This is a genomic window from Streptomyces sp. WM6372, assembly GCF_001279655.1.
Lineage (GTDB): Bacteria > Actinomycetota > Actinomycetes > Streptomycetales > Streptomycetaceae > Streptomyces.
The window spans coordinates 1-23,831 of sequence record NZ_LGDB01000196.1; the positions used below are offsets into that span (position 1 = coordinate 1).

The 23,831-nt window shown below is 73.5% G+C and carries 15 protein-coding genes; 6 read left to right on the forward strand and 9 right to left on the reverse strand.

Going from position 1 to position 23,831, the window contains the following annotated elements; genetic code table 11:
- From ADK52_RS23195 to ADK52_RS23210, 4 genes are all read left to right on the forward strand, one after another.
- A partial coding sequence (locus tag ADK52_RS23195; RefSeq protein WP_053691773.1) for a glycoside hydrolase family 3 protein occupies positions 1-1,508 on the forward strand: 1,508 nt, incomplete at its 5' end.
- 226 nt (positions 1,509-1,734) lie between these two features.
- Complete coding sequence (locus ADK52_RS23200; protein WP_030153642.1) at positions 1,735-2,475, forward strand: response regulator transcription factor; 741 nt, start codon at positions 1,735-1,737, stop codon at positions 2,473-2,475.
- A complete protein-coding gene (locus ADK52_RS23205; RefSeq protein WP_053691774.1) occupies positions 2,472-3,593 on the forward strand; it encodes a HAMP domain-containing sensor histidine kinase in 1,122 nt (373 codons plus the stop codon). Before ADK52_RS23200 ends, ADK52_RS23205 begins: the two co-directional genes overlap by 4 nt.
- Positions 3,594-3,852: 259 nt before the next feature.
- Complete coding sequence (locus tag ADK52_RS23210; protein ID WP_053691775.1) at positions 3,853-7,749, forward strand: multifunctional oxoglutarate decarboxylase/oxoglutarate dehydrogenase thiamine pyrophosphate-binding subunit/dihydrolipoyllysine-residue succinyltransferase subunit; 3,897 nt, start codon at positions 3,853-3,855, stop codon at positions 7,747-7,749.
- 871 nt (positions 7,750-8,620) lie between these two features.
- Here the strand turns inward: ADK52_RS23210 and ADK52_RS23220 are convergent.
- Both ADK52_RS23220 and ADK52_RS23225 read right to left on the reverse strand, forming a co-directional pair.
- Positions 8,621-8,842 carry a hypothetical protein gene (locus ADK52_RS23220; protein WP_053691777.1) on the reverse strand — a complete coding sequence of 74 codons (222 nt, stop codon included), beginning with the start codon at positions 8,840-8,842 and terminating at the stop codon, positions 8,621-8,623.
- A 111-nt stretch (positions 8,843-8,953) separates the two neighbouring features.
- Entirely contained in the window at positions 8,954-10,138 is a 1,185-nt protein-coding gene (locus ADK52_RS23225) for a helix-turn-helix domain-containing protein (protein ID WP_053691778.1), read from the reverse strand.
- 343 nt (positions 10,139-10,481) lie between these two features.
- Between ADK52_RS23225 and ADK52_RS23230 the strand changes: the two genes are divergently transcribed.
- Positions 10,482-10,856 (forward strand): hypothetical protein, encoded by a 375-nt coding sequence (locus ADK52_RS23230; protein WP_147420004.1) that lies wholly within the window; start codon positions 10,482-10,484, stop codon positions 10,854-10,856.
- 183 nt (positions 10,857-11,039) lie between these two features.
- Here ADK52_RS23230 and fxsT read toward each other — a convergent pair whose 3' ends face one another.
- The 7 genes from fxsT to ADK52_RS23260 all read right to left on the reverse strand — a co-directional run bounded on the left by fxsT (position 11,040) and on the right by ADK52_RS23260 (position 23,492).
- Positions 11,040-14,045: an FxSxx-COOH system tetratricopeptide repeat protein gene (gene fxsT / locus ADK52_RS23235; protein WP_053691780.1), complete on the reverse strand. Its 3,006-nt coding sequence runs from the start codon at positions 14,043-14,045 to the stop codon at positions 11,040-11,042.
- A 63-nt stretch (positions 14,046-14,108) separates the two neighbouring features.
- Entirely contained in the window at positions 14,109-15,365 is a 1,257-nt protein-coding gene (locus ADK52_RS23240) for an HEXXH motif domain-containing protein (protein WP_078988542.1), read from the reverse strand.
- The gene (locus tag ADK52_RS23245) at positions 15,362-16,729 is read right to left on the reverse strand and encodes an FxsB family cyclophane-forming radical SAM/SPASM peptide maturase (protein WP_078988543.1); all 1,368 of its coding nucleotides are present in this window, start codon (positions 16,727-16,729) and stop codon (positions 15,362-15,364) included. Before ADK52_RS23245 ends, ADK52_RS23240 begins: the two co-directional genes overlap by 4 nt.
- Positions 16,730-16,856: 127 nt before the next feature.
- A complete protein-coding gene (gene fxsA / locus ADK52_RS39325; RefSeq protein ID WP_078988544.1) occupies positions 16,857-17,051 on the reverse strand; it encodes an FxSxx-COOH cyclophane-containing RiPP peptide in 195 nt (64 codons plus the stop codon).
- A gap of 58 nt (positions 17,052-17,109) precedes the next feature.
- The gene (locus ADK52_RS44575) at positions 17,110-20,337 is read right to left on the reverse strand and encodes an SAV_2336 N-terminal domain-related protein (protein WP_053691781.1); all 3,228 of its coding nucleotides are present in this window, start codon (positions 20,335-20,337) and stop codon (positions 17,110-17,112) included.
- Between the two features lie 6 nt (positions 20,338-20,343).
- Positions 20,344-21,384, reverse strand: coding sequence for an AAA family ATPase (locus tag ADK52_RS23255; protein ID WP_053691782.1), 1,041 nt, complete (start codon positions 21,382-21,384; stop codon positions 20,344-20,346).
- A 26-nt stretch (positions 21,385-21,410) separates the two neighbouring features.
- Positions 21,411-23,492 carry a trypsin-like peptidase domain-containing protein gene (locus ADK52_RS23260; protein WP_053691783.1) on the reverse strand — a complete coding sequence of 694 codons (2,082 nt, stop codon included), beginning with the start codon at positions 23,490-23,492 and terminating at the stop codon, positions 21,411-21,413.
- A 133-nt stretch (positions 23,493-23,625) separates the two neighbouring features.
- Between ADK52_RS23260 and ADK52_RS23265 the strand changes: the two genes are divergently transcribed.
- The gene (locus ADK52_RS23265) at positions 23,626-23,811 is read left to right on the forward strand and encodes a DUF6104 family protein (RefSeq protein ID WP_010061466.1); all 186 of its coding nucleotides are present in this window, start codon (positions 23,626-23,628) and stop codon (positions 23,809-23,811) included.
- Positions 23,812-23,831: the final 20 nt, after the last annotated feature.

Genomic DNA, 23,831 nt, shown 5'->3' on the forward strand with positions numbered 1-23,831 from the left:
CGCAGTGGCAGAACGCGGTGCAGGAGATGGCCGCGGCGACCCGGCTCGGCATCCCGGTCACCCTCTCGACCGACCCCCGGCACGCCTTCACCGACAACGTCGGCGCCTCCTTCAACGCCGGCGCCTTCTCCGCGTGGCCGGAGGCGCTGGGCCTGGCCGCGATCGGCGACCCGGAGCTGGTCTTCCGCTTCGCGGACACCGTCCGCCGCGAGTACCTCGCCGTCGGCTTCCGCGTCGCCCTGCACCCGCAGATCGACCTGGCCACCGAGCCCCGCTGGGCCCGCCAGACCGGCACGTTCGGCTCCGACGCGCGCAGGACGGGCGAGCTGGTCCAGGCGTACGTACGCGGGCTCCAGGGCCCCGAGCTCGGCCCCGAGTCCGTCTCGGCGATGGTCAAGCACTTCCCCGGCGGCGGCCCGCAGAAGGACGGCGAGGACCCCCACTTCGCGCACGGCAAGGAGCAGGTCTACCCGGGCGGGATGCGCGAGCACCACCTGGAGCCGTTCAGGGCGGCGATCGCCGCCGGCTGCGCGCAGATGATGCCGTACTACGGCCAGCCGATCGGCACGGACTGGGAGGAGGTCGGCTTCGGCTTCAACAAGGGCGTGGTCACGGGCCTGCTCCGGGAGGAGCTGGGCTTCGAGGGAATCGTCTGCACCGACTGGGGGCTGCTCAACGACGCGTCGATCTTCGGCGAGGTCCACCCGGCGCGGGCCTGGGGCGTGGAGCACCTGACGGTCGCCGAGCGGGCGGCGCGCGCGCTGGAGGCCGGCTGCGACCAGTTCGGCGGGGAGCAGTGCCCCGAGGTCATCGTGGAGCTGGTCCGCTCGGGCCGGATCGCGCAGTCGCGGATCGACGCGTCGGTGGCGCGGCTGCTGCGCGAGAAGTTCGTACTGGGCCTGTTCGAGAACCCGTACGTGGACCCGGACGTGGCGGCGGCGACGGTCGGCCGGGCCGATTTCGCGGCGGCGGGGGCGGCGGCCCAGCGCCGTTCGCTCACGGTGCTGACCAACCCCGGCGCCCTGCTGCCGCTCTCCGGGACCCCGAAGCTGTACGTGGAGGGCGTGGACGAGGCCGTCGCGGCCGGGTACGGGGAGGTCGTGTCCGACCCGGGGGCGGCGGACCTGGCCGTGCTGCGGCTGCGCACCCCGTACGAGCCGCGGGAGAACGTCTTCGAGTCGTTCTTCCACTCGGGCTCGCTGGCCCATCCGGAGCCCGAGCTGTCCCGGATCCTGGCGCTGCTGGCCTCCGTACCGACCCTGGTCTGCATCAACCTGGAGCGGGCGGCGGTGATCCCGGAGATCGCCGAGCGGGCGGCGGCGCTGATCGCGGACTACGGCGCCGAGGACTCCGCGCTGCTGGACGTGGCCTTCGGGCGGGCCGTGCCCGAGGGGCGGCTGCCCTTCGAGCTGCCGCGGTCGATGGCGGCGGTGGAGGCCTCGCGGCCGGACGTGCCGAACGACACCGTCGACCCTGTGTTCCCGTACGGGCACGGCCTGTCCCTGTAGGGGGTCGACAAAAAGGTCACCACATGCGCGCGGTGGCTGAAGATCACCGCGCGCCGGGTGGCCGTTCCGTGGGGGGACGGCCACCCGGCATCACCGCCCATATCCGCATTCCCGCCATAATCGGAACCACTGGTTCCGCACGTTTCCCTGTCCGAACCCCGCATAGCCGCAGGCCGGTGCCTCCTCTACGCTGCACCCCTACCACGCGGATCTTCAGGGGCGGGACATGGAACAGACACACACCACCCACGGCGGTGCCGCGGCCACCCCCGGCGCTCAGCGGCGCGTGCTCGTGGTCGAGGACGACCGTACGATCGCCGACGCCATCGCGGCGCGGCTGCGCGCCGAGGGTTTCCAGGTGCAGGCCGCGTTCGACGGCCCGGCGGCCGTGGCGGCGGCGGAGAGCTGGCAGCCCGAGCTGCTGGTCCTCGACGTCATGCTGCCCGGCTTCGACGGCCTGGAGGTCTGCCGCCGGGTCCAGGCGCAGCGGCCGGTACCGGTGCTGATGCTCACCGCGCGGGACGACGAGACCGACATGCTGGTCGGACTCGGGGTCGGCGCGGACGACTACATGACGAAGCCGTTCTCCATGCGCGAGCTCGCGGCGCGGGTCCACGTCCTGCTGCGGCGCGTGGAGCGGGCCACCCTGGCCGCCACCGCCCCGCGCGGGGCCACCCTGCGCCTGGGCGATCTGGAGATCGACCACGCGCAGCGCCGGGTCCGGGTCCAGGCCGAGGACGTGCACCTGACGCCGACCGAGTTCGACCTGCTGGTCTGCCTGGCCGGGACCCCGCGGGCGGTGCTCTCGCGGGAGCAGTTGCTCGCCGAGGTGTGGGACTGGGCCGACGCGTCCGGCACCCGTACGGTCGACAGCCACATCAAGGCCCTGCGCCGCAAGATCGGGGCGGAGCGGATCCGTACGGTCCACGGCGTCGGGTACGCCCTGGAGACCCCGGCCCAGGCATGAGCGTCGGGCGCGATCGAGGGCGCGGCGCCGGCCGCTCCGGTGGAGCCGGTGCTCGCACCGGGGGGCTGCGGCCGTTCTCCCCGTTCTCGATCAAGACCAAGCTGGGCACGCTCGTCGTGGTCTCGGTCTTCATCACGACGGGCCTGCTGATGGTGGCGGTGCGCACGAGCACCGAGTTCCGGTTCATCACGGTGTTCTCGGTGATCGCCTCGATGCTGATCACGCAGTTCGTGGCGCACGGCCTGACCGCACCGCTGGACGAGATGACCAAGGTGGCCCGGGCGATATCCGACGGGGACTACACGCGCCGGGTGCGCGGGGCCGGGCGCCGCGACGAGCTGGGCGACCTGGCCTCCACGATCAACCTGATGGCGGACGATCTGGAGGCGGTGGACCGGCACCGCAAGGAGCTGGTCGCCAACGTCTCGCACGAGCTGCGCACGCCGATCGCGGCGCTGCGGGCGGTGCTGGAGAACGTGGTGGACGGGGTCTCGGCCGCCGATCCGGAGACCATGCGCACGATGCTGAAGCAGACGGAGCGCCTGGGCCGGCTCGTGGAGACCCTGCTGGACCTGTCCAGGGTGGACAACGGGGTGGTGCCGCTGAAGGCCCGCCGCTTCGAGGTGTGGCCGTACCTGTCGGGCGTCCTGAAGGAATCGGGCCTCGCGGCGGCCGGCCGGCCGGGCCTGACCTCCGGCTCGGGCGGGCACACCCGCAACGACGTGCACCTGCACCTGGACGTGTTCCCGCCCGAGCTCACCGCGTACGCCGACGCCGAGCGCCTGCACCAGGTGGTGGCGAACCTGATCGACAACGCGGTCAAGCACAGCCCGCCGCACGGCCGGGTCACGGTCCGGGCCCGGGAGGGCGACGCACCCGGCAGCCTGGCGCTGGAGGTACGGGACGAGGGCCCGGGCATCCCGGAGGCCGAGCGGCACCGGGTCTTCGAGCGGTTCAACCGGGGCAGCGCGAACGGCGGGGACGGGGGCACCGGACTGGGGCTCGCGATCGCCCGCTGGGCCGTCGGCCTGCACGGAGGGCATATCGGGGTGGCCGAATCGTCACGCGGCTGCCGCATCCTCGTCACGCTTCCGGGCAGCTCCCCGGCGCCACATTGACGTAGGGTTCGAGTGCGTAGGACATGATCTCGGCCACACGTGCCCGGGGTCCGTCAGGGGTGCGAAGCCATGGGGGCCGCAACCACGGTGCCCCCTACCCGAACCAGGCTGGTTTCCCGCCATTCAGAGCGGCGAAACCCGCCGTTCGGTGTGACCTACATGACGTATCTCCCGCCCGGTCTGCATCCACCGGCCAGGGAGGCGTAGCCTTTATTCCCGCTGTCCATACCTTGTGAAGCGGAAGAGGGCGGTTGCCGCCGTGTCGCCACAGTCCCCCAGTAACCCGAGCACCACGACCGAAGCAGCAGAGGGCGGGAAGACCCCTGCCTCAGGCTTCGGTGCCAACGAGTGGCTCGTCGACGAGATCTATCAGCAGTACCTCCAGGACCCGAATTCGGTCGACCGGGCCTGGTGGGACTTCTTCGCCGACTACAAGCCGGGGGGCGCTGCGTCTCCGGTGAAGCCGGACGAGCCCAAGAAGTCCCCGACGACGGACGGCGCCTCCGCACAGGCCGCCGCCGCTGTCGCCCCGCAGGTCTCCGACGCCGCCGCCACGGGGGCGGCGAGCGCCGCCGCGCCCTCTCCTGCCGCCGCGCGCACGCCTGTGTCAGCTCCTGCCCCTGCTCCTGCCACCCCCTCTGGTGCCCCTGCTGTGACTGTCACCTCCCAGGCCCAGGCCGCCGCACCGGCCGCCGCCGCCCCTCAGGCCCCGGCTCCGGCCGCCGCGCCCGTCGCCGCCCCCGCCGCCGCCCAGAAGGCCGCGCCCGCCGCCGAGGCCCCCGCGGGCCCCGAGCTGGTGACGCTCCGCGGCCCGGCAGCCGCCGTGGCCAAGAACATGAACGCCTCCCTCGACGTCCCGACGGCCACGTCCGTCCGCGCCGTCCCGGTGAAGCTGCTGTTCGACAACCGCATCGTCATCAACAACCACCTGAAGCGCGCCCGGGGCGGGAAGATCTCCTTCACGCACCTGATCGGCTACGCGATGGTGCAGGCCATCAAGGCCATGCCGTCGATGAACTACTCCTTCGCGGAGAAGGACGGCAAGCCCACCCTGGTCAAGCCGGAGCACGTCAACTTCGGCCTCGCGATCGACCTGGTGAAGCCGAACGGCGACCGCCAGCTCGTCGTCGCCGGCATCAAGAAGGCCGAGACCCTCAACTTCTTCGAGTTCTGGCAGGCGTACGAGGACATCGTCCGCCGCGCCCGCGTCGGCAAGCTGACGATGGACGACTTCACCGGCGTCACCGTCTCGCTGACCAACCCCGGCGGCCTGGGCACCGTCCACTCCGTGCCCCGCCTGATGCCCGGACAGTCGGTCATCATGGGCGTCGGCTCCATGGACTACCCCGCCGAGTTCCAGGGCACCTCCCAGGACACCCTGAACAAGCTGGGCATCTCCAAGGTCATGACCCTGACCTCGACCTACGACCACCGGGTCATCCAGGGCGCGGCCTCCGGCGAGTTCCTGCGCATCGTCGCGAACATGCTGCTCGGCGAGAGCGGCTTCTACGACGACGTGTTCGAGGCCCTGCGCATCCCGTACGAGCCGGTCCGCTGGCTCCGGGACATCGACGCCTCGCACGACGACGACGTCACGAAGGCCGCCCGCGTCTTCGAGCTGATCCACTCCTACCGGGTCCGCGGCCACGTCATGGCCGACACCGACCCGCTGGAGTACAAGCAGCGCAAGCACCCCGACCTCGACATCACCGAGCACGGCCTCACCCTGTGGGACCTGGAGCGCGAGTTCGCGGTCGGCGGCTTCTCCGGCAAGTCGATGATGAAGCTCCGCGACATCCTCGGCGTACTGCGCGACTCGTACTGCCGCACCACCGGCGTCGAGTTCATGCACATCCAGGACCCGAAGCAGCGCCGCTGGATCCAGGACCGCATCGAGCGCCCGCACACCAAGCCGGAGCGCGAGGAGCAGCTGCGCATCCTGCGCCGCCTGAACGCGGCGGAGGCCTTCGAGACCTTCCTGCAGACGAAGTACGTCGGCCAGAAGCGCTTCTCGCTGGAGGGCGGCGAGTCCGTCATCCCGCTGCTCGACGCCGTCCTCGACTCGGCCGCCGAGGCCCGCCTCGACGAGGTCGTCATCGGCATGGCCCACCGCGGCCGCCTGAACGTGCTCGCGAACATCGTCGGCAAGTCGTACGCGCAGATCTTCCGCGAGTTCGAGGGCAACCTCGACCCGAAGTCCATGCACGGCTCCGGCGACGTCAAGTACCACCTCGGCGCCAACGGCACCTTCACGGGCCTGGACGGGGAGCAGATCAAGGTCTCGCTCGTCGCCAACCCCTCGCACCTGGAGGCCGTGGACCCGGTCCTGGAGGGTGTCGCCCGCGCCAAGCAGGACGTCATCAACAAGGGCGGCACGGACTTCACCGTCCTGCCCGTCGCCCTGCACGGTGACGCGGCCTTCGCCGGCCAGGGTGTCGTCGCCGAGACCCTGAACATGTCGCAGCTGCGCGGCTACCGCACCGGCGGCACCGTCCACGTCGTCATCAACAACCAGGTCGGCTTCACCGCCGCCCCGGAGTCCTCGCGTTCCTCGATGTACGCGACCGACGTGGCCCGCATGATCGAGGCGCCGATCTTCCACGTGAACGGTGACGACCCGGAGGCCGTGGTCCGCATCGCGCGGCTCGCCTTCGAGTTCCGCCAGGCGTTCAACAAGGACGTCGTCATCGACCTCATCTGCTACCGCCGCCGCGGTCACAACGAGTCGGACAACCCGGCGTTCACGCAGCCGCTGATGTACGACCTGATCGACAAGAAGCGCTCGGTGCGCAAGCTGTACACCGAGTCCCTCATCGGTCGCGGCGACATCACGCTGGAAGAGGCGGAGCAGGCGCTCCAGGACTTCCAGGGCCAGCTGGAGAAGGTCTTCGCGGAGGTCCGCGAGGCCGCCACGCAGCCCGCCGGGGCCCCGGTGTCGCCGGCGCAGACCGCGCAGGAGTTCCCGGTCACGGTGAACACGGCCGTCTCCCAGGAGGTCGTCAAGCGGATCGCCGAGTCCCAGGTCAACATCCCGGAGCACGTCACCGTCCACCCGCGCCTGCTGCCGCAGCTGCAGCGCCGCGCGGCGATGATCGACGAGGGCACCATCGACTGGGGCATGGGCGAGACCCTGGCGTTCGGCTCCCTGCTGATGGAGGGCACCCCGGTCCGGCTGTCCGGCCAGGACTCCCGCCGCGGTACGTTCGGCCAGCGCCACGCGGTGCTGATCGACCGGGAGACGGGCGAGGACTACACCCCGCTGCAGTACCTGTCGGACGAGCAGGCCCGCTTCAACGTCTACGACTCGCTGCTCTCCGAGTACGCGGCCATGGGCTTCGAGTACGGCTACTCGCTGGCCCGCCCGGACGCGCTGGTCCTCTGGGAGGCCCAGTTCGGTGACTTCGTCAACGGCGCGCAGACCGTCGTCGACGAGTTCATCTCCTCCGCGGAGCAGAAGTGGGGCCAGACCAGCGGTGTCACGCTGCTGCTGCCGCACGGCTACGAGGGCCAGGGCCCGGACCACTCGTCCGCCCGCCCGGAGCGCTTCCTCCAGATGTGCGCGCAGGACAACATGACGGTCGCGATGCCGACCCTGCCGTCGAACTACTTCCACCTGCTGCGCTGGCAGGTCCACAACCCGCACCACAAGCCGCTGATCGTCTTCACCCCGAAGTCGATGCTGCGTCTGAAGGCTGCGGCGTCGAAGGCGGAGGAGTTCACGAACGGCTCGTTCCGCCCGGTCATCGGCGACGCGACCGTGGACCCGAACGCCGTCCGCAAGGTCGTCTTCTGCGCGGGCAAGGTCTACTACGACCTGGAGGCCGAGCGGGAGAAGCGCGGCATCACGGACACCGCGATCATCCGCATCGAGCGGCTGTACCCGCTGCCGGGCGCGGAGCTCCAGGCGGAGATCGCCAAGTTCCCGAACGCGGCGAAGTACATCTGGGCGCAGGAGGAGCCGGCGAACCAGGGTGCGTGGCCGTTCATCGCGCTGAACCTGATCGACCACCTCGACCTGGCGGTCGGCGCGGACGTCCCGGCGGGCGAGCGCCTGCGGCGCATCTCGCGCCCGCACGGCTCCTCGCCCGCGGTGGGCTCGGCGAAGCGCCACCAGGCGGAGCAGCAGCTCCTGCTGAACGAGGTCTTCGAGGCGTAGTCGCTGCGCTTGCTCGAACGACGGAAGGCCCGGCCCCTGAAGGGGGCCGGGCCTTCCGGCTGTCGTGGGGGGCTTCGCATGCTCGGGGCCTTCACCACACACACCGGCGAGCTGGAGCTTCGGGGTCCGGTACCCAATCCCTCGGCATCAGAGAAGGTTCGGGGGTTTCCCGTCAGTCCCATAGTCCTTCCGGTGCGGGCCGGCCCGTCAAGGCCCACCACCCCGGCCGGGCAGGGTCGGGGGCGGCTCTACCTGCACGAAACGGCGACCAACAGCCCATCGGCAGCCACCGATCGCGTCTGATCGCTACGCGCTCCTCGCCGACGGCGTCCGGCGGCCGTCTGCGGCTGGACATGGGCCGCCACGGATCCCTACGCGGCCGAGGTGATCTGGCGGTGATCAGGTCTCATGCGTGGAGCATGTCGCACACGCGACGTTCCGGGAGACGCCCGTTTCGGGGTCCACCATGACGGTCACCCCGGAGCCGTGAGGGCACACTCGGCGGGGACGCTTCCCGGGCAGGCGCTCCACCCTGAAGGTGGCGAAGGTTGCCGCCACCCCCCGGAACCGAGGGTCGACCCACTCCTGCGGACGGGCCTCGTCAGGACCTTCGCTCATCGCAACTCCCTACACGCGGAACGTAGTCACTCGACTGTAGGGGACCGGCCCGGTCAACCGACCGGCGGCAGGGCGGCTCCCGTCCGACGGGCCCGGAGCTCGGGGTGGTGCCTCATGATCAGCACGTTCATGTCGCTGACGCGCGAACGGTCACGGTCGACTTGGGCCTGGAAACGCTCAGAGACGCGTGCGGCGCACTCGGTACAGGTCTCCGGGGGAATCGGCAGCCGCGGGAACAGGTCGGCGGCCTCCACTACACGGCCTCGATGTTGGCCACGGACGTGGAGATCTCCCGGCCTGACGGGCCACGGACGTAGGCCAGCCTCACCCAGCGCTCACGGGCGGGGGTGTCGGAGACGTCCTCCCGGACCACCGCCATGAGCTCCCCCTCGACGCCGGACGCGATGTCCCGCACCCGCTTGTGGAGCAGCGCGTGAGGGACGTCCTCGAAGGGGCGGGGTACTGCTTCATGCATCACGGGGTCTCACTCCTGCCTCGTCTGCGGGTGATGAGACGAGTGTGAGAGCACGACAGGGCCCCGACTATCACGACATATTGATAGTCGGGGCCAATGGATCGCGCAGCGCTATAGGCCCAGCCAGGACCCGTACGACAGGAAGGAGTCAGGGAGTTGGCGACGGGCCGCTTCCAGACCTGCGTAGGTCTCGCGGACCGTCTGGTGGTATCGGGCCTGCTGCGGCGCAGACTTTCTCGCCTTCAACAGGTTCTGGAACGAGCCGTCGAGATCCCCCGTCCACATCTGCGCCCGGGCCAGCTCCGCGTAGTGGTGCGACCGACGGGACTTCGGCCAGTCGGCGGGGATCGTCACGCTCTGGCCCGCCTGTGCGGCCTGCCCGTACTCGTCGAGCTCGGCGAGCACGCTGACCCGGTGCACGGCAACGTTCGTCGGGCCGAACGCCAGCCAGTGCGTACTGACGGCTTCGCCCGTGCCCACTGCGATCCGCTCCGCTTCGGCGAGGTGCCCCTCAGCGCGGCCGCCGTCCTTCGACCGGCCGGCCATCACCGCTGCGCCGAGGTGCAGCTGCCCTGTGACGACCTCCCGTTCCCGGGACGGGTCCGCCTGCGCCAGGGTGCGCAGTCCGAGGTCCACCAGGCGCTCCCCGGTGCGGTACTCGCCGTCCCTGAGGTAGGTGAGCGCGCGCATGTACCGGTACATACCTCCGAACACCGCGTCGGAGCCACGCTCGGCCGCCCAGTCCATGCGGGCCAGAGCAAGAGCGGCGAGGTCGTAGTAGCCGAGCTTGGTGGCGACGTCGTAGGCGGTGCGGTACAGGCTGGCCAGCAGCAGCCATCGGTTCCGGCCCGGCGCCGCATGGGCGGCGGTGGTGGCCTCTTGGATGAGGGCGGGGAGCCGGCCGGCGGTCTGCTTGATCTCCCCGGCCCGGACCGCGACGAGGAGGGTCTCGGCGTCGTCGGTGAGGAGTTGGTGCGCTCGCGTGGCGATGTCCGGATCGGCACCGAGGTCGTACACGTCGAGGGCTTGGCGGATCGGCCTGATCAGGACGTCCAGCTCGTCAGCGCGGAGTTCGGTGGCGTACGGCTGTCCGGTGATCGCGTCGACGGACACCCGAAGGGCGCGAGCCACCGCGGCGATCAGGTGCGGGCTGGCCGGGATGACGCCCTGTTCGGTCTTCGTGTAGGTGCTGTACGGGACCTGGGACAGATCCGATACGGCCTGCTGGGTGAGGTGGCGTTCAAGGCGCAGGCGCTTCATGCGCGCACCGGTGTGGTCGTTCGGTAGAGAGTGCATGCTGGCTCCCGTTCAGACTCGACACCTGAACGGTACCGGCAGACGACAGAATCCCCCTTCCGGCCCAAGGGCTGAGGGCCGCGGTGCGCTCCGTCCCCCGAGAGCATCTGCGGCCAAGTGGGAGCTGCTCAAGATCACCAACGCGGCTTGCAGCGTGGGGCGATGCGCCCGGGGCGGCCGATGATCTTACCGATTTCTGACGTCCCCGCTTGGGACGCCCACAACTCCCCTGCCGCCTCTAGCGTGTTCGTACATCCCCGAGTGCGACCGGTCGGCGCAAGCCGCGCCAAAATCCGGTTCCATTCACATATCGCAGCAGAGAATTACTACAACTGGAGGAAACATGTCTCGAACCGTCAAGCGGAGCACCCGGCTGGCAACGGTCGCCGGGATGGTGGCGGCCGTCGGCGCGGGAATGCTCGTGACCGCACCTGCGAGCCAGGCGGCACCGGTCGCGGCCTTCCGCCTCAGCAACTTCTCGGCGACCATCGCGAACATCTGCGTCCACACGGACGTCGCGACGAAGTGCTCGGGAAACATAGCGGCAGGAAAGAGCGAGGTTTACAAGGTGGAGTACAAGGGGGCCGGCAACTGGTACTGCACTGCGACGGCGAAGGGACTGTCCGGCACCGCCAGCACCCCCTATTTCAGCCGGGCCAACGTCAAGGAATGCGCGGAGGTCGGCAACATTTTCGGCGCCAGCATCATGCTCAAGTGACCGTCGCCGGGAGTTCCGAAATTCGTCTCCGCCTCATATTACGGCCGAGCGGTCCGGAGGACTCCAGCGCCGTCGTCGCACCGCACGACCGCTGAGAGTCCCGCCGGCGCCCGGTCTCGTGGCCAGTGGCGCCACGAGACCGGGCGGCGGACGCGACGCGGGCGTACCGCGTCCGCCGCCGGGCTACGGCTGCGGTTCGAAGTCCCAGTACGGGCGGTTCTGTTGGCGGGCCGAGACCGTGTGGACGTGTTGGGGGCCCAGCGTGCGGGTCAGGGCCTTCAGGCCCGCGTCCTCGTGTTTCTGGGCCTCCGTGTCCTCGCGGACCGAGCGGAGGTCGGCGGCCAGGGCGATCTGGGCGCTCAGGGTCATCGGGTGGTCCGGGCCCAGGACCTGCTCGCAGCCGCGCAGCGTTTCACGGCTGAGGGACACCGCGTCCTCGAAGTGCCCCGTGATGTTGCGGTGGCCCGTGGCGTTCAGGGCGCAGCCCAGGGTCCACGGGTGGCGGTCCCCGACCGCGCCGCGCATGCCGACCAGGGCCTGTTCCGCCAGGTTGAGGGCCTCGACCCGTTCGCCCTGGGCGCGCAGGACGAGGCCGAGGTTGCCCACCGTGCCGATGCTGTACGGGTGGGCCAGGCCCAGCTGCGTCTGGTAGCCGCGGACGACCTCCTCCGAGATCCGGCGGGCCTCGCCGATGTCCCCGTACTCCCGCAGGTACGTCGCGTAGTCCGAGGCGACCATCAGGGTCCAGGGGAACTCCGCGCCGAAGACCCGCGTGGAGCGTTCCAGGACGCTGCGCAGCCGGGCCCCGGCGCCGGGGATGTCCCCGGAGCGGCGCAGGCACATGCCGAGGTTGTGCTCGGCGCGCAGGGTCTGGGGGTGGTTGAGGCCGAGGACCTGGGTGTTGAGCTTGAGCCCTTGTTCCTGGCGGGCGAGGGCTTCGCGGTAGCGGCCCATCAGGCGTAGTCCCATGGCGCAGCCGATGCCGGAGGAGAGGGTGGCGATGTGGCGTACGCGCAGCACCCGCTCGCGCCGGCGCAGGGTGTCGAGGTCGGTGTCGTACGCCTCCTGGTAGCGGCCGAGCAGGCGGAGTGCGACGGCTACGTTGTTCTCGGCGTTGAGGGTGGTGGAGTCGTCCTCGCCGAGCAGCTCGCGGTAGCGCGCGAAGGCGTGCTCCAGCAGTTCGCGGGCCTGGCCGAACTTGGCCGTGCTGAGCAGCACCCCGGCGTACGTGCTGGTGGCGCGCAGGGTTTCCAGGTCCCGGTCGCCGCGCTCGGCCAGCAGCCGGTCGGCGACCGATTTGGCGAGGGTCTCGGCGCGCTTGAAGTGGCCGAGCATGCGCAGGGCGCCGCCGTAGTGGTAGCTGAGCTCGCGGACCTGGTCGTGGTCGTCGCCGAGCATCGCGCGCCACACGGCGTCGGTCTGCTCGGCGAGCCGCAGGCAGGTGCGGTACTCGCCGGCGAGGATCAGGTAGCGGAGGCAGTGCAGCAGGAAGGTCTGGATCCGCGGGTTGCTGCTGGTCAGGACGCCGGCGCTCTCCAGGTGCGGGATCAGCTCGGCGTACCGGGGCCACAGCCGGGAGTCGGAGGGGCGGCCCGGGTCGGCGGCGGCGAGGACCTGCCGGACGGCGCGCGAGAGCGGTTCGGCCTCCTCCTCGGAGAGGTTCTCGCGGACGATCCCGTGCACCATGCGGTGCAGCTGCACGGTCTCCAGGCCGCCGCCCTCCTCCACCGACAGGTCGGAGTATTCGAGGCGGACGACCGAGAACTGGACGAGCTTGTTGAGGGCGGCGTTCCACCGGATCTGGTCGTTGATCAGCCCGGCGAGCTGCTCGGGCACGTCGTCGGCGGGGAACTCCCGCAGCAGCCGCAGCGGCACCGGCCCGGGCGCGAAGAACACGAAGAGGCGCAGCAGGGCGAGCGCGTCGGGGAAGTTCTCGCGGACGTTGTTCAGCAGTATCGCGAGGGCGGTGGGGAAGGGCAGCGGGTAGTCGTCGGAGACGGTGACGGCTTCCCGGGAGTCCAGTCTGCGCTGGAGCAGGGCCAGGTAGTCGCCCACCGTCAGCGGGGAGTCGGCGAGCCAGCCGGCGGTCTGGTCGAGGGCGAGGGGGTAGTCCTCCAGGGCCTCGGCGAGCTGGTCGGCCTCCTCGCCGGTGAGGCGGCGGGCCCGGCGGCGGATGAAGGTGATCGACTCGGGCCGCGCGTACAGCGGGACTTCGAGGAGGCTGGTGTGCCGGGAGGCCCATTCGCGGTTGCGGGAGGTGATGATGACGTCGCCCGCGCCCGAGGGCAGCAGGTCGGTGAGGTCGTCGGGGTTGTCGCAGCCGTCGAAGACCACCAGCCAGCGGCTGTACGGGGAGCCGCGCCGCAGCGCCTCCAGGACGGCCCGGATCTGCTCGCCGTAGCTGCCGGCGCCGCGCGGCAGGCCCATCGCCGGGGCCAGGTCGGCGAGCCGCTCGCGCAGCGTGGGCCGGTCCTCGGCGGGGACCCACCACACCACGTCGTACTCGGAGGCGAAGCGGTACGCGTACTCGGTGGCGACCTGTGTCTTGCCCACCCCGGACAGCCCGAGCAGGGTGACGGTCGAGGCGCCGGGCGGGGCCTCGGCGAGGGCGGCGCGCAGCCGGCCGATGACGTCGTTGCGGCCGGTGAAGCGCGGGTTGCGGCGCGGGACCCGGCCCCAGATCTCGGGCGGGTCGTTGGGGAAGCGGGGGCCGCGGCGGCCGGTCTCGGCGCCGATCCGGTCGGTGGGAAGTTCGAGCCGGCGCAGCACCCGGTACTCCGCCTCGTACGCGTCCAGACCCCACAGGTCGGTCTTCTCCAGTACGGCGACGGCGCTGGGCAGCGGCGCGTCGGTGAGGCAGACGGCCGCGAACCGGTCGGGGTGGGCGTCGGCGACGGTGCGCAGGGCCGTGTTCCACTCCTCGTCGGTGTGGGCGGCGGCGGAGAAGTAGCGTTCGCTGAGGATGAGCAGGACCCGGCTGCCGCTGCGGGCCAGGTCGTCCAGGGCGGGGGCCAGGCCGGGGGTGGACTGCGGGTCCCAGCGGGCGAGGGCGACGCGGTGGCCGTGCTCCTCCAGGCGGTGGGCGATCCACACGGCCCAGGGCCGGTTGAACCCGGCGAAGCTGATGACGAAACGCTGCGGCTGCGCGGCTCCGTCGCGTTCTCGGTCCTGGCGAAGTCCGGTGGTCATGCGGCCGTCTCCCTGGCATCCGGGCGGTGGACGGGCTTGAAAGGTACCGCAGCGGACGGTCCGTCAGCCCTCTGCGAACGGGGCGAGTTCGGGGTGGAGCGCGCACCAGGCGCGGCGCTCCCGGTCGACGGCGCGGCGGGCGACGGCGTGCTGGTCGCCGGGCGGCGGCAGGTCGTCCATGGCCCGTTCCGCGACGGCCATGGCCGCGGTGAACTCCCGTCCGGCGGGGGTGAGTTGTGGATGCCGGTGGAGTGCGGGGAGCACGGCGGCGACCTGGGCGCGGATCCGGGCGTGCTGGGCCCAGGCGCCGCGCGCGCCGTAGAGGGCGGCGCGCTGCCAGTACCCGGCCAGGGCCAGGTGGGCGTACGCGCCGTGCAGGAGTCCCTCCAACGGGCGGGGGTCGCCGCGCCAGGGGGCCCAGTGGCGGGGCGTGCGGTCGGCGGTGTGCAGGGTCAGGATGTCGGCGAGGGCGGTCAGTTTGCCGTGCTGGACCTCGTGGACGAGGGTGGCGGCCAGCGCGGGCGGGGCCTGCGTACGGGCGAGGACGGACCCGGGGGCCGCGGGCAGGGTGGCGCCGCTGGAGCGGGAACCGCCGCCCAGTGGGACGACGGAGCGCAGCAGCAGGCCGATCTCCTCGGCGCGGGCGGTGTCGTACCGGTCGAGCAGGGTGAGCGCCCCGGACCACTGGGTGTCCCAGCGCTTGTGGCCCTTGGGGGTGAGCCGGCGGGCGGGGCGGACGGGCGCCGGGTGGGCGGGCCCCGGGGCCCGGTACGGGTCGAGGTCGTCGAGGGCGGTGCGGCCGCCGGGCAGGGAGTGCAGGCCGAGGGCGGCCGGGTCGTCGGGGTCCCAGCAGCCTTCGGTGAGGGCGAGCGGGCCGGGCCGGGCGGGGCGCAGCAGTCCGAGGGTGGGCAGGACGAGCCGGCCGTGCACGGGCCGCAGGGTGGCCTTGAAGGCGATCCCGGAGCGCAGGGCCGCGGCGACGGCGAGGGCTCCGAGGTGGCCGAGGTCGGCCGGGGGCCCGTACGGGGCGTGCAGCCGGCGCAGGGTCTCCTCGGCCCACACCCCGGTGGCCGGGTAGTGCAGTACGTCGCGGACGGCTTCGGGGTCGTGCCGTTCGGCTTCCTCCAGCAGGGCCCAGTGGTCGGCGGCCTCTCCCGCCCGGCCGCCGGGGGCGGCGTCGAGGACTCCGCGCAGCAGGACGAGCCGCTTGGAGCGGCGGATGTCGCGGACCAGGCGGGTGACGTCGGCGGAGGGCTCGGTGGACGCGAGGGCGCCCAGGACGGCGGAGGTGACGGTGAACCCGGTCAGGGGCGTGCTCATGAGGCGGCCGCCCGCCGGGGGTCCTGGCCGGCGGATAACGGGCCGAGCGGGCCGGGGGCGCCCGGGCCGAGCGGGCCGGCGGCGCCCGGTCCGGCGCCCCGCGCGGCGGCCGTGTGCAGAGCCGTCGCGATGTGACGGATGAGGACCTGGAGGTCGGCGCAGTACACGGAGGGCTGCCGGAAGCCCTCGCCGGCGCGGTAGCGGTGCGGGTAGTGGCCGCCGCCGCAGACCTCGACGAGTGCGCAGGCGCGGCAGCCGTCGGCGAGCGCCTCCCGGCCGAGCTGGCGGGCGGCGAGTCCGGGGTGGTCGAGGAACGCGTCGAAGCCGTGGCTCTCCACGGTCATCCCGGTGGCGGCCGCGCCCTCGTAGGCGGATTTGAGCGAGTCGGCCTGCTCGATGCCGCCGTCGGTCTCGATCACGGCGGTGGCGGCGGGGGCGAGGCCGAGGGTCTCGGTGGCGGCGGGCAGTCCGAGCAGCAGGGCGATGATCTCCTCGAAGATCCGGATCCGGGTCCGCAGCACCGCGTCGTGCCACCAGCGTTCGAAGACGGCGACGAGCCAGTCGGCGTACGGGGTGCGGGGCGGGTGGTGGCCGGGCGGCGGGGTGTTCCAGTTGGCCAGCGGGAGCAGCAGCCCGATGACCGGCGGGGCGAAGGCGAGCAGGGATTCGTACGTCTCCACCGGGTCCTGGGCGAGGTCGACGACGCAGAGCACCCCGGCGTAGCTCTCCGGGTGACGGGCGAGCAGGCGCAGGCCGCGGGCAGCGGCGGCGAACCCCGGGCGTCCGGTGCGGTCCACGCGGCGGGCGTTGTGCGCGGGCAGCCCGCCGTCGAGGCTGACGCCGACGCGGATCCCGGCGGCGGCGAGCGCGCCGAGCCGGCCCCGGGTGAGCAGGGTGCCGTTGGTCTGGACGGTGGCGGTGACCCGGGTCCCCGGCGAGGTCCGGGCGAGGGCGGCCCGTACGGCGTCGACCGGGGCGGCCAGTTCGGCGGGGGCGGTGAGCAGGGGTTCGCCGCCGTGCAGGACGAGGTCGACGCGGGCCAGGTCGTGGGCGGCGGCGTGCTCGGCGATGCGGGCGGCGGCGCGGGCGGCGGTGGCCGGGGACATGGCGGCGGGCTGGCCGCGCCAGCCCTGGTCGGCCATCTCGTACACGTAGCAGTAGGTGCAGGCGAGGTTGCAGCGGCTTCGGGTCTTGAGCACGAACTGCCGTACCGGATGCGGCCGGTGGCCCGCGGCGCGGAGCGCGGGAACGTCGAGCCGGGCGTACGGCCACGGCGCGTGGACGAGGTGGTTCCGCCGGGAGGGCGTCGATGGCGTCGAGGGTGTCGAGGGCAGCACGGCGTCGCTCGTGTCGTTCTGCCTCATCACCTGTACCTCCCGAGCCGCGAACGGTGCATCCCTGCCCGGCGGACGGCACCGGCTAACGGCGGAAACGGGACAACTGTGGCTGCTCTGCGTGGCCTTGGGACTGCGGTGCGTGAGGGGTCCGCGGTCAGGCCACCCCCGAGTCGAAGGCGTTGAGGATCTCCGCGGGGTGGGTGACCCGCTCCACCATGCCTTCGATGACCCGGGCCAGCACGGGGTGGTCGATCCCGCGCAGGGCGGCCAGATCGAACCCGGAGAGGTCCGGTAACTGCCCCGGGCAGGCGGAGCCCGCCGTGTCCACTTCGTGCTGCCGAGTCACCATGGGCTGCCCGTCCCCCTGTTGAGTCGCGTGTCGATGGTCCACTACCCACTTACGGGGGTCACAGCCCCGCCTCCAGGGTGCGGACCCGGGATCCCAGGGCCTCCCGCCGGTCGGCGGCCGGATCCCCCAGCCGGGTCCACAGCTCCAGCGCCGAGCGGTACGCGTCCAGCGCCGCCCGGGGCCGGGCCAGCCGTTCGAGCACCTCGCCGCGCAGCTCCTGTACGCGCGCCCCCAGCTCCACCGCCACGTCCCGGCGATCCTCGCGGTCCGCGGCCAGCGCGGAGCGCCAGGCCCGCCGGTAGGAGTCGGCCGCCCGGTCGAGCCGGTCCGGCGCCCGGGTGTGCGCGTGGATCTCCTGCTGGACGTCTCCGTGCTCGCGCCAGGCGCGGGCCTGCTCCAGCGGGCTGCGGCTCTGCCGGACGGCCAGTTCCAGCAGGTACTCCGCCTCCCGCAGGTCCACCACGTCCCCCTCGTACGCGTGCCGCAGCCGCAGCCCCTCCGCGAGCCGCACCAGCCGCTGCGCGGAGCGGGCGTCGGACTGCGGGACCGCGGCCCGGCTGTCGCGCAGCACCCGTACGGCCGCCGAGGTGAACCGCCGCCCGTCGGCGGCCCGCGCCCGGTCCAGCAGTACGTCGCCCCACTCGGGCAGCAGCTCCCCGTACGCCTCGGCGTCGCGCGGGATCAGCCGGCGGGCCCGGCCGTACGCCTCGGCCGCGTCCTCAAGGGCCACCGGCTGCGCGTCCCGCGCGTACCGGGCCCGGTGCACCCGCGCCAGGCACACCAGGGCGGCCAGCCGCAGCTCGGGGTCGCCGGTGGCTTCGGTCAGGGCCAGGCCGAGCTGCCCGGCCGCCTCCTCCAGCCGCGCCGGCAGGTACCGCAGGGCGGTGGCCAGCTCCACCCGTACGCGGGCGTCCGCCGTTCCCGAGGGCTCGGCGGCCAGCCCGGCCGCCAGGTGCTCGGCGGCCTGACCGGCCAGCGCCGTGCGCTCCGCCGGGTCGGGGGTGCGGGGCAGCAGGGCGAGCAGGACCCGGCCGAGGGCGGGCCGCACCGCCGGGTCGGAGGCGGGGGCTCCGGTCACCGCCTCCAGCGCGGAGCGCGCCTCGCGCAGCGCGCCCGTGTCCTCGCGGAGCTCGCCGAGGCGGACCAGGGTCTGCGCCCTGCGGACCACGCAGTCCAGGCGCAGCCGCGGGTCCAGCTCCGGGTCGGGGTCGCCGCCGACGGCCGCGAACTCCCGTTCCGCCGCGGCCAGCAGCTCGGGGTCCGGCTCGGCCGCCAGCGCCCGCTCGAACAGGATCCGGCCGAGCACGGCCCGGGCCGGCGGGGTGCCGAGTCCGGCCACCGCCCGCTCGGCCTCGGCGAGCAGTTCGGGGTCGCGCTGCCCGGCCCACAGCCGCAGCAGGACGGCGGCCAGCTCGCACTCCGCCTCGCCGGGCACGTCCCCGGGTCCGGCGGGGACGGCGACGGCCCGGCGCAGTACGGCGACGGCCTCGTACAGCCCGCGCGGGCCGCCGTCGCCCCCCTGACGGTCCTGCGCGGCGAGCCGGTCGCGGGCGGTGCGCACCGCCCAGGCCCGCCCGGGCGGGGGTACGACGGGCTCGGGGACGCCCGGTTCCCCGGCGGGCGGCCCGGGCAGGTAGCGCCGTACGACGCGGGCCGAGACCTCGGCGAAGGCCTGCGGGAGCCGCCCGGCGGGGACCCGCTCCTCGCCGCCCTCCTCGACCGGCGGGGCGCCGGTGAGCTGGGAGACGGCCAGGGCGGGGAAGTTCCGTACGCCCCGCCCGAAGTGCGCGAGCACGTACTCGGAGCAGTGCTTGAGCACCAGCGCGGCCTCGTCCCGGCCGAGCGGCCCGAGCAGGACGTCCTGGACCCCGGGCACGAACTCGTACCACTGCCCTGCGGCCTGACCGCGCCGCAGCAACCCGCTGAGCAGTACCTCCGCCAGGTCCGAGGGCTCCGAGTCGGGCAGCATCGTCCGCTGCACGAGGGCCATCACGGGCAGGGTCAGCGGGGCCGCCGACAGGTACACGGCGAGCTGTACGGCGCGCGGCGAGGCGGAGGCGCGGAAGCGGCGCACCAGCTCGCGCGGCGGGCGGACCGCGCGCGGCGGCGGGAGGGGTGCGGCGGGGTGGTCGGCGAGCACGCGGCCCACCTCGGCGGGGACGGGCCCGGTGCCGAGTCCGGCGACGAGTCGGGCCCAGGAGCCGAGCGCGATGGCGCTGGGCGGCAGGACGGGAACCATGAGCCCGCCGGTGTGCCGCCCGCCCCGGACCGGCCGGTCCGGGCGGAACCGCAGCTTCCCGGAGCCGCCCTCGGCGCGGGTGAGGACGCCGCGCTCGGTCGGCAGCCAGCTGCGGCTCCACAGCCGCTGCGGCAGCGGCTGGACGACGACGCAGGGGGTGCACTCGGCCCAGCGGTGCAGCAGCCGCTGGGCCTCGCCCTCGCGCCAGAGCGGGCCGGCGCAGTCGGAGACGACCATGGTCAGCGCCCGCCCGGTGGGGTCGCGCAGCTGGTCCCCGGAGCGCAGCCGGGCGCCGGGGCCGGGTCCGCGCCCGACGGCGGCCCGGCCGTCGCCGAGCCGGTGCAGGTAGTGCACCTGTACGTCGCGGAAGGCGCCGAGCCGCTCGCACACGGACCGCAGCTCCTCGAACATGTCGTGCCACACGGCCATCGACGGCGAGGCGTCCATGACGAGCCGTACGGTCGCCTCGCGCCGGCTCTCCGGCCGCAGTACGGGGATGACCAGCCCGAGGGCGCGGGCGCTGGCCTCGGCGGTGGCCGGCTCGTCGAGCACCAGTCGGGTGGGCGGGCCGGGCGGGCGGTGCCGCTGGAGGGCGCGCAGGGCCCGCTGGATTTCCAGGATCCGGGGCAGCGCGGCCGCGCCGGGCACGCGTACGGGCACTCCGGCGCCGGCGGGGAACTCGGCGGCCTCCTCCGCGACGGCCCCCAGCACCCGGGAGGCGTAGAGCCGCACGGGGTCCTCCGGCTCGGGCTCGGGCCGTACGGGCTCCTCCTCGGCCGGGGGTGCCTCGCCCGCTTTGCGCGGCCGCCGGGGCGGGGCGGTGCGGTCCCGGCCGGGGGCGGCGGAGCCGGTCGGTGCGATCCGCCCGGCCAGCCACAGGGCGTCGGCGAGCTCCTCGGCGGTGGGGTCGAGCCCGGCGGCGCGCAGCAGCCCGGCGAGGTCGCGCAGGGCGGCGGGGACGGGTGCCGGGCCGGCCGTCGCGGAGGGGGCGGGCCCGGAGGAGACGGGTCCGGAGGAAGCGGGCAGGGGTGGCCGGTCCGTGGACACGGGCGCTCACCTCGGGCGGTCGAGGCGCTGGATGAGCAGGTCGGCGAGGTCCTCCCGGGTGGGCGGGGCGGCGTAGTGGGTGAGGTAGATGGCGTTCAGCAGCTGGTCGGCGGCGACGAGTTCGGACTGGGAGCGGCTGAGGAACTCCCGGATCAGGTCGGCCCCGAGCTGGGCGGCCTCCTCGCCGAGGTGCGCGCGGACCATCGTGGCGAGGCGTTTCTCGCCGGGCTGCCCGAGCTTGAGCTGGATGCAGCGGCGCAGCAGGGCGGCCGGGAAGTCCCGTTCGCCGTTGCTGGTCAGGATGATGAAGGGGAAGGCCCGGCAGCGCACGCGGCCGCCCCGGACGGTGACCTTCGCCCCGTCGTCGGTGAGCACCGTCACCTCGGGCTCGGTGTCGGCGACGCGTTCGAGCTCGGGGAGGGCGAACTCGCCCTCCTCCAGGACGTTCAGGAGGTCGTTGGGCAGGTCGATGTCGCTCTTGTCGAGCTCGTCGATGAGCAGGACACGGGGGCGTTCGGTGGGCAGCAGGGCCGTGCCGAGGGGACCGAGGCGGATGTACCTCCCGATGCCCGGCGGCGTGCCGGGGCCGGGGGGCGTGCCGGGGCCCGCGCCCGTTGAGCCGCCGCTCGCGGCGATCTGTACGTCCTGGAGCCGGGCGATGGCGTCGTAGCGGTACAGGCCCTCCTGGAGCACGGTCCGCGAGACCACCGGCCAGCGCAGCACCCGGCCGAGTTTCAGCTCGTGGGCGACGGCGTGCGCGAGGGTGGACTTCCCGGTGCCGGGGTAGCCGGTCACCAGCAGCGGCCGGCGCAGGTACAGGGCCGCGTTGATGGCCTCCAGCTCCTCGGGCTCGGGCCGGTGAAGCTCCGCGGCCTGCCGGTGCGCGCCGAGGCGCCGGGCGACGTTGCCGTCGGCGGTGTCCGCCGGTCCCCCGGGCTCGCCGACGGGGCCGCCGTCGAAATCCCGCCACGGCGGCGGATCGGGCAGGGCCTCGATCCCGTCGTGGGGTTCGCCGACCCCCCGGTAGATGAGCCATTCCTCGTTCACGCCTGCTCCCCTCCCCCTCCCGCCCGTCACAGGTCGCCCTGCAGCGGCTCGTCTTCGGGCAGCGCCCGGGCCGGGTCCTCCCATACGAGGGCCATCCCGTCCGCCCAGTACGCGTCGGGGTCGGCCCCGTGCGCGCGTGCCCGCAGTGCCTGGAGCCGGACCGGCAGCGGCGCTCCCCGCGCCGCCTCCGTCAGCTCCTCGCGCAGCCCGCGGTGGAACGGCGCGCAGTCGGCCGCCGGGTCGTCCGGGGGCCGCCGGGTGACGGCCACTCCGTATCCGGCGTCCCGGACCCCGTACAGGGAGCCGCGGGTGGGCTCCGCGTCGGCGGCCCGGCAGTGCACGGGCACGGTGTTGTCCGGCAGTGCGTCGAGCCATTCCGGCGCCGGGGTCCTGGGGCGGCCGCGGTCGCAGTCGGCCCGCTCGTCGGCCAGCGGGCCGGCCTGGACGCGGGTCCAGCGGTCGGCCCGGCGGTGGTCGGCCTCGTCGTCGTTCGGGATCCCGCCGGTCCCGGCCGGATAGCGGAACACCACCGGCCGCTGGACGCCGATCGGGGTGCGGCCGGCGACCGTCCAGGTGTCCACGGGCAGGCCGAACAGCTCGGGCGCCACGGCGACTTCGAGGAGGGCCGCCGCGTCGTGGGTGTCGCAGCGCCGGAAGGCCTCGGCGAGCGGGACCCGCAGCGCTTCGGCGAGACCGGCCCGGGTGGCCCGTACGCCCGAGTCCACCGGGGTCACCCGGCCGGGGTGGGCGGGCCCGTAGAGCACCGAGACGCGCCAGTCGTAGACGTCCTCCCAGCCGTGCGCCCAGGCCTCCAGCAGGACGGAGGGCCCCTGGGGCAGGGCGCCGGTCGGCCGGGTGTGCCCGTACGGATGGCGGTCGGCCCGGGCGCGGCGGCGCCGGTCGCGCTGCGCGAGGCCCTGTTCGTGCCGCTCGCCCAACTCCCGCCGCAGGGGGCGCCACAGCCGCTCGGCGGTGGCCCGTACCCAGTCCCACAGCTCTTCGTCGGCGCCGGGGGCGGGCGGCTCGCGGTGGTCGGCGACGCTGACGTCGGTCGCGTACCGGAGCATCGCGGCGGCCTCGCCGGCGCCGCCCGGCGGGTCGTGCAGCATGCCGAGGCCGTCCCGCCAGCTGAGCGGGGCCGGCAGGCCGGGGTCCGGCTCCTCGCCGCGGGCCGCCTCGACCAGGGCGCGGACGGCCTCCGAGGAGGGCGGCGGGGGCAGTTCGGCCAGCAGCCCGCACAGGGTGGTGCGTTCGGCGGCGGTGAGCCGTCTGCGGCCCTCGTACGGGTCCTCGCGGACCGGGAGCTCGTCGTGGACGTCGGTCCAGGTGCGGCGGCTGCCCCGGTCGCTCAGGTGCTGGTCGTAGTGGTACAGGTCGTGGGCCTGCATGACGCGGCGGTAGAGCCCGACCTGGCCGGTGGCGGCCAGCGGCAGGGTCCGTAACTGCACGACGGAGACGGCGAGTCCGCCGCCGCCGCTGTTCCGGCGGGCCTTGACCACGCCGACGACCTCGCCGCGGGCCAGGTCCACGACCGGGCCGCCGGACATGCCGGGCTCGATCTCGTCGTCGTCGCCGAGGCGCAGGGCGGCGCCGCCGGCGGCGGTGCCGCGCAGCCGGGTGGTGCGGCCGGTGATCTCGGGGGCGCCGAGGTCCTCGGTGCAGCCGAAGTAGGCGACCTCGTCGAGGCGCGGTCTGCCGCGGTCGGTGAGCCGTACGCAGGCGTGCGTGATCGGCGCGAGGACCCGGACCAGCGCCAGGTCGGGCAGGTCCCACAGGGCGCGGCGGGCGGGGCGGCGCTCCTCCAGCCGCTCGGGCAGGACGCACTCGACGCGGCCGGTGACGGTGCCGGTGGCGCCATCGGCGCCGGAGGAGAAGGTGATGCCGAGCTCACGCCCCACGAGACGCACCGCTGCACCCCCTTCACCGACGACGTGCGCGCACGTCAGGACCCAGCCCGGGGCGATGAAGAAGCCACTCCCCCAGGTGGGACCGGTCCCATGGGGTGCATACCCGTCCGGGGCCGCGTGGACGCGCACGGTGGCCGCCTGGACGAGGGGTTCGAGGAGCTCGAAGGCGCGCGCGGTGCCGCCCGTGCGCCCGTCCGGCATCCCCTGCCCCCTCAGGTGTGGAGGCCGTCCAGGCTAGCGCCGGGGCCCGCAAGAGGGGAGGTCTCGCCGGGTATGCGGATTATCCTGGCGGGAAACGTCCCCTGCACACCTTCATCACGGCACGGAGCCCGACTTGTACTTCACCGATCGCGGCATCGAGGAGCTGGAGAAGCGGCGCGGCGAGGAGGAGGTCACCTTCGAGTGGCTCGCCGAGCAGCTGCGCACCTTCGTCGACCTCAACCCGGACTTCGAGGTCCCGGTGGAACGCCTGGCCACCTGGCTCGCCCGCCTGGACGACGAGGACGACGAGGACGAATAGTCCACACGTGGGACGCGCCG

What these genes read in the sequence shown, in the direction of transcription:
- ADK52_RS23200 (WP_030153642.1), top strand. Translation starts at nt 1,735, where the DNA reads ATGGAACAGACACACACCACCCACGGCGGTGCCGCGGCCACCCCCGGC.
- ADK52_RS23205 (WP_053691774.1), top strand. Translation starts at nt 2,472, where the DNA reads ATGAGCGTCGGGCGCGATCGAGGGCGCGGCGCCGGCCGCTCCGGTGGA.
- ADK52_RS23220 (WP_053691777.1), bottom strand. Translation starts at nt 8,842, where the DNA reads ATGCATGAAGCAGTACCCCGCCCCTTCGAGGACGTCCCTCACGCGCTG.
- ADK52_RS23225 (WP_053691778.1), bottom strand. Translation starts at nt 10,138, where the DNA reads ATGCACTCTCTACCGAACGACCACACCGGTGCGCGCATGAAGCGCCTG.
- ADK52_RS23230 (WP_147420004.1), top strand. Translation starts at nt 10,482, where the DNA reads ATGTCTCGAACCGTCAAGCGGAGCACCCGGCTGGCAACGGTCGCCGGG.
- fxsT (WP_053691780.1), bottom strand. Translation starts at nt 14,045, where the DNA reads ATGACCACCGGACTTCGCCAGGACCGAGAACGCGACGGAGCCGCGCAG.
- ADK52_RS23240 (WP_078988542.1), bottom strand. Translation starts at nt 15,365, where the DNA reads ATGAGCACGCCCCTGACCGGGTTCACCGTCACCTCCGCCGTCCTGGGC.
- ADK52_RS23245 (WP_078988543.1), bottom strand. Translation starts at nt 16,729, where the DNA reads ATGAGGCAGAACGACACGAGCGACGCCGTGCTGCCCTCGACACCCTCG.
- fxsA (WP_078988544.1), bottom strand. Translation starts at nt 17,051, where the DNA reads ATGGTGACTCGGCAGCACGAAGTGGACACGGCGGGCTCCGCCTGCCCG.
- ADK52_RS23260 (WP_053691783.1), bottom strand. Translation starts at nt 23,492, where the DNA reads ATGCCGGACGGGCGCACGGGCGGCACCGCGCGCGCCTTCGAGCTCCTC.